Annotated in this window: 6 protein-coding genes; 3 read left to right on the top strand and 3 right to left on the bottom strand. The window is 71.1% G+C overall.

Annotated elements, in window-relative coordinates; translation table 11 throughout:
- Positions 1-170 (bottom strand): AfsR/SARP family transcriptional regulator (locus GA0115259_RS36395; protein ID WP_141716849.1); only part of this gene is annotated, 170 nt, incomplete at its 3' end.
- A 224-nt stretch (positions 171-394) separates the two neighbouring features.
- Here GA0115259_RS36395 and GA0115259_RS36390 point away from each other — a divergent pair.
- Positions 395-1201, top strand: coding sequence for a site-2 protease family protein (locus tag GA0115259_RS36390; protein WP_093604746.1), 807 nt, complete (start codon positions 395-397; stop codon positions 1199-1201).
- Between the two features lie 22 nt (positions 1202-1223).
- On the opposite strand, the gene GA0115259_RS36385 is transcribed toward GA0115259_RS36390, so the two are convergent.
- Both GA0115259_RS36385 and npdG read right to left on the bottom strand, forming a co-directional pair.
- Positions 1224-1493, bottom strand: a complete 270-nt coding sequence (locus GA0115259_RS36385) for a hypothetical protein (RefSeq protein WP_093604744.1) — start codon at positions 1491-1493, stop codon at positions 1224-1226.
- Positions 1494-1517: 24 nt separating this feature from the next.
- Positions 1518-2264 carry an NADPH-dependent F420 reductase gene (gene npdG, locus GA0115259_RS36380; RefSeq protein WP_093604742.1) on the bottom strand — a complete coding sequence of 249 codons (747 nt, stop codon included), beginning with the start codon at positions 2262-2264 and terminating at the stop codon, positions 1518-1520.
- A 109-nt stretch (positions 2265-2373) separates the two neighbouring features.
- Here npdG and GA0115259_RS36375 point away from each other — a divergent pair, with 109 nt between their 5' ends.
- Together GA0115259_RS36375 and GA0115259_RS36370 are read left to right on the top strand one after the other, a co-directional pair.
- Complete coding sequence (locus GA0115259_RS36375; RefSeq protein ID WP_093604740.1) at positions 2374-2985, top strand: hypothetical protein; 612 nt, start codon at positions 2374-2376, stop codon at positions 2983-2985.
- Between the two features lie 61 nt (positions 2986-3046).
- Positions 3047-4369: an MFS transporter gene (locus GA0115259_RS36370; RefSeq protein WP_093604738.1), complete on the top strand. Its 1323-nt coding sequence runs from the start codon at positions 3047-3049 to the stop codon at positions 4367-4369.
- The last annotated feature ends 57 nt before the right edge of the window (positions 4370-4426 follow it).

The following is a 4426-nucleotide window of genomic DNA, read 5'->3' as shown; positions in this document are numbered from 1 at the left end:
GCGGGCGGATCGCCGTCCCAGACCTCGGCGACGAGCGTTCCGACCGGCACCGTACGTCCGGGCCGCAGCGCGAGGACCGTCAGCAGCGCACGCAGCCGCGCGCCGCCGAGGGCGACGGCCGTGCCGTCGTCGTGCAGTGCCCGAGTGGTGCCGAGAACGCGGTAGCGCATCCGCCCATTGTCCGTGACGCCGCCGAGCCGGTCGCCCCACGCCCCGGTTCGCATGCCCATGTGGCGATTCGTACGTCCCGTGCCTCCGGTCCGGAACTCAGACCGGTCGGCGAGACGTTTCCGATGCGGCAGCCATGGCGACCCGGCAGCCACCACAAAGCCGTACGAGCGGTACGGTCGGGCAGGCCCGACCGCCGACACCACCCTCCCGGGGAGCCCCGCCCATGACCACCGCCACCTCACGCCACAGCGACCGGCGGATCTCCCCGGTCTTCCTGGGCATCGCCGCCGTCACGGCCGTCGCGGCCTGGGCCGTCTGGACGGACTTCGCGGCGGACGTCCGGATCGCCGTCTTCCTGTTCGTCACGGGCGCCTGGATCGTCTCGCTCTGTCTGCACGAGTACGCGCACGCACGCACCGCGCTGCACGGCGGCGACATCACGATCGGCGCGAAGGGATATTTGACGCTCAATCCACTCAAATACACCCATGGCATGCTGAGCATCGTCCTGCCGGTGATCTTTGTGATCATGGGCGGCATCGGTCTGCCGGGCGGAGCGGTCTTCATCGAGCGGAACCGTATCCAGGGCCGCTGGAAGCACAGCCTGATCTCCGCGGCGGGCCCGCTCACGAACGTACTGTTCGCGATCGTCTGCACCGCGCCGTTCTGGTTCGACGGCCTCTCCGGGATGCCGGACGGCTTCCGCTACGCGCTCGGCTTCCTCGCACTGCTCCAGGTCACCGCGGCGATCCTGAACTTTCTGCCGGTGCCGGGACTGGACGGTTACGGCGTGATCGAGCCCTGGCTGTCGTACCGGATCCGCCGCCAGGTCGAGCCGTACGCGCCGTTCGGGCTGCTCGCCGTCTTCGTGATCATCCTGATCCCGGGCGTGAACGCGGTCTTCTTCGACGCGATCGACGCGATCCTGGGCGGTCTCGGCGTGAGCAATCTGGACACGTACTGCGGCCGGAACCTCTTCACCTTCTGGGAGTCCCGGAACGAGTTCGTCTGCGGCTCGGCCGGCCTGTAACGCTCAGCCCGGCCCGTAACGCTCAGCTCGCGGCGCCCCGGGAAGCCTCCGCGACCGACGCCGCCCGCTCGAACTTCGCCCTGCGCAAGTAGTACCAGCCCATATTGGACGAGAGTCCGGCGAGCAGCACCCAGACGATGCCGAGCCAGTTTCCCTGGACGAACGAGACCACGGCCGCGACGACGGCCAGGACGCAGACGACAAGGGCGTAGAGAGCGAGGCGGGGCATGGGGGTCGGCTCCTGTCTGGGTTTTCCGTACGAGCTGGCGGTACGCGCCCCAGTGTCCCCCATGCCCGACAAGGGCCGGACGACCGGTCAGACGTCCGTCACTCGCAGCCCGGCGTGTGCCTTGTAACGGCGGTTGACCGAGATCAGATTGGCCACCAGCGACTCCACCTGGTGCGCGTTGCGCAGCCGGCCCGCGAAGACTCCGCGCATGCCCGGGATACGGCCCGCCAGCGCCTGCACGACATCCGTGTCCGCGCGCGCCTCGCCCAGTACCATCACATCGGTGTCGATCCGCTCGACGTCCGGATCCTGGAGCAGCACGGCGGAGAGATGGTGGAACGCCGCCGTCACCCGGGACTCCGGCAGCAGGGCGGCGGCCTGCTCGGCCGCGCTGCCCTCCTCGGGCGTGATGGCGTACGCGCCCTTCTTGTCGAAGCCGAGCGGATTGACGCAGTCGACGACGAGCTTGCCCGCCAGCTCGTCCTTGAGGCCCTCCAGCGTCTTCGCGTGCCCTTCCCACGGCACGGCGACGATCACCACATCGCTGCGCCGCGCGCACTCGGCGTTGTCGGCTCCCTCGATCCCTTCGGCACCGATGGCGACGAGTCCGGCCGCCGCCGACTCAGCGCGCTCGGCCACCCGGGATCCGATGATCACTTTCTGTCCGGCCCTCGCCAGCCGATAGGCGAGGCCACGGCCCTGGTCCCCGGTGCCGCCGAGCACTCCGACGACAAGCCCGGTGACGTCCGGGAGGTCCCAGGGATCCTTGGCGGGCGCGGGGACTGTGGGCTTGGGAGCGCCGGAGGAGGTGCTGCCGCTGTTCGTTGAAGTCATGTCGCCTGAAGTCATATCGCCGACCCTACTGGGCGGTAAAAGGTCACGTTCGGGTGAGCTGTCGGCTATCGGCCGCGCCGCCCGCCGGACTCCGGCAGGATGCGGGCCCATGGATGCCGTACGCGTCGCACTGCTGCGTGAGGTCCTCGCCGGTACGGAGTGGCCGGCCGCGGCCCGCCGGTTCGCGGGAGCCCTGCGCTCCTCCGTCGTACCACAGGGCGGCGGGCTGCTGCTGGTCGGGACGGAGGAGTACGAGCCCTGGCATCTCGCGGCGCATCTCGTGGACGAGGCGGCGTGGTCCGGACAGCCGGAGCTGAATCCCACGCTGGTACGGCACCGGGTACGGCCGGAGGATCCGGCGCATCTCGCCGTCGGACTGGGACGGCTCGAAGCGGCGGGCCGTGGCGAGACACTGCTCGTCGTGGCACCGCGCCGGCCGGACGACGGACTGCTGGAACGGGTGCACGACGCGCGGCGGGCCGGCGCGACGGTGCTCTCGCTGGACGGCGGTGACGCGGAGGTGCACGGGCTGGCCCACGACGCCCTGACGGTGGGCGGGCCGGACGCGGCGCAGGGCGTGGACCTCGACACCGTGCAGCACCTGGTGAGCGCGGCGGCCGGCGAGAACAGCCTGCCGACCGCACGCGGACGGCGCCGCTTCCGGGACCGGCTGTCCTGGCTGGCGGACCAGCTCACGGCACCGCCGCCGGCGCGGTGGTGAGGTCTCGGAGTCGTAAAATCCGCTTGCCACCTTCCTCCACCGGCACGGAACATGGCCGCTCGTGACCAAAAAGCTCGGCGCGATCCTGCCGGATCTCTCTCCTCTGCGTTCCTCCCGCGATTTCCGGCTGCTCTGGGTGCAAGGGCTGGTGACGACCGTCGGCAGCTTCATGGCGATGATCGCGCTGCCGCTCCAGATCAAGGATCTGACCGGCTCACCGTTCGCCGTCGGCGCGATGGGCCTGGTGGAACTCGTTCCGCTGATCGTCTTCGGGCTGTACGGAGGCGCCCTCGCCGACGCCGTCGACCGGCGCAAGGTCATCCTGCTCACCGAGGCGGGACTCGGGCTGCTGGCCGCCGTGCTGCTGCTGAACGCGCTGCTGCCGCGGCCGATGCTCTGGCCGCTGTATGTCGTCGCCGGCGGAGTGTCCGCACTGGCCGGGCTCCAGCGTCCGGCGCTGGACTCGATGATGGCCAGGATCGTGCCGCACGACCAGCTCACCGCCGCCGCGGCGCTCAACGCGGTGCGCTGGCAGGTCGGCTCGATCGCGGGCCCTTCGCTGGCCGGGCTCGTCGTCGCGTACGCCGGTCACGCGACGGCGTACGGGCTCACGATCGTGACGTTCGCCGTCTCCGTACTGCTCTGTACGCGGCTGTCGGCGGCGCCCGCCGCGCACGACGCGGAGAAGCCGTCCCTGCGTGGCATAGCGGAGGGCGCGCGGTACGCGTGGAGCAGACCGGTGCTGCTGGGGACGTACGCGATCGATCTGGCCGCGATGTTCTTCGCCTTCCCGAACACGATCTTCCCGTTCCTCGCGGACGAGTTGCACGCCGAATGGTCGCTCGGGCTGATGTACGCGGCGGGCTCGGTCGGTTCGGCACTGCTCGCCCTGACCAGCGGCTGGACCTCACGGGTGCGGCGGCACGGGCTCTTCGTGGTGTTCGGCGCGGCGGGCTGGGGGCTGGCGATCACGGCCGCGGGATGGTTCACGGACATCTGGCTGGTGCTGGTGTGCCTGGCGTTCGCGGGCGCGGGCGACATGCTCAGCGGACTGGGCCGCTCGACCATCTGGAACCAGACGATCCCGGAGGAGCTGCGCGGCCGGCTCGCGGGGATCGAGGTGCTCTCGTACAGCGTCGGGCCCCAGCTGGGCCAGGTACGGGCGGGCGCGATGGCGGGCTGGACGGGCACCCGCCCGGCGATCTGGGGCGGCGGGCTGGCGTGTGTGGCCTCGGTGGGCCTGCTGGCGGCGGTCCTGCCGAAGCTGGTGACGTACGACGCGACGACGGACGAGGATGCGCGACGCCGCCGAGCGGCGAAGGAGCCGCTACAGGAACCGGCCTCGGCCCCGACCTCGGCTCCAGCCCCGACCTCGCCGAGCTGACGCCCAGGCGCCGCGACCGCCCTGCCATGCCGTGTCGGCGGCGGGGACGGTCGCGGC

Source organism: Streptomyces sp. MnatMP-M17, assembly GCF_900091995.1.
In the GTDB taxonomy this organism is placed as follows: domain Bacteria; phylum Actinomycetota; class Actinomycetes; order Streptomycetales; family Streptomycetaceae; genus Streptomyces.
The sequence above is the reverse complement of the archived record's forward strand: the minus strand, read 5'-3'. Positions and strand labels throughout refer to the sequence as shown.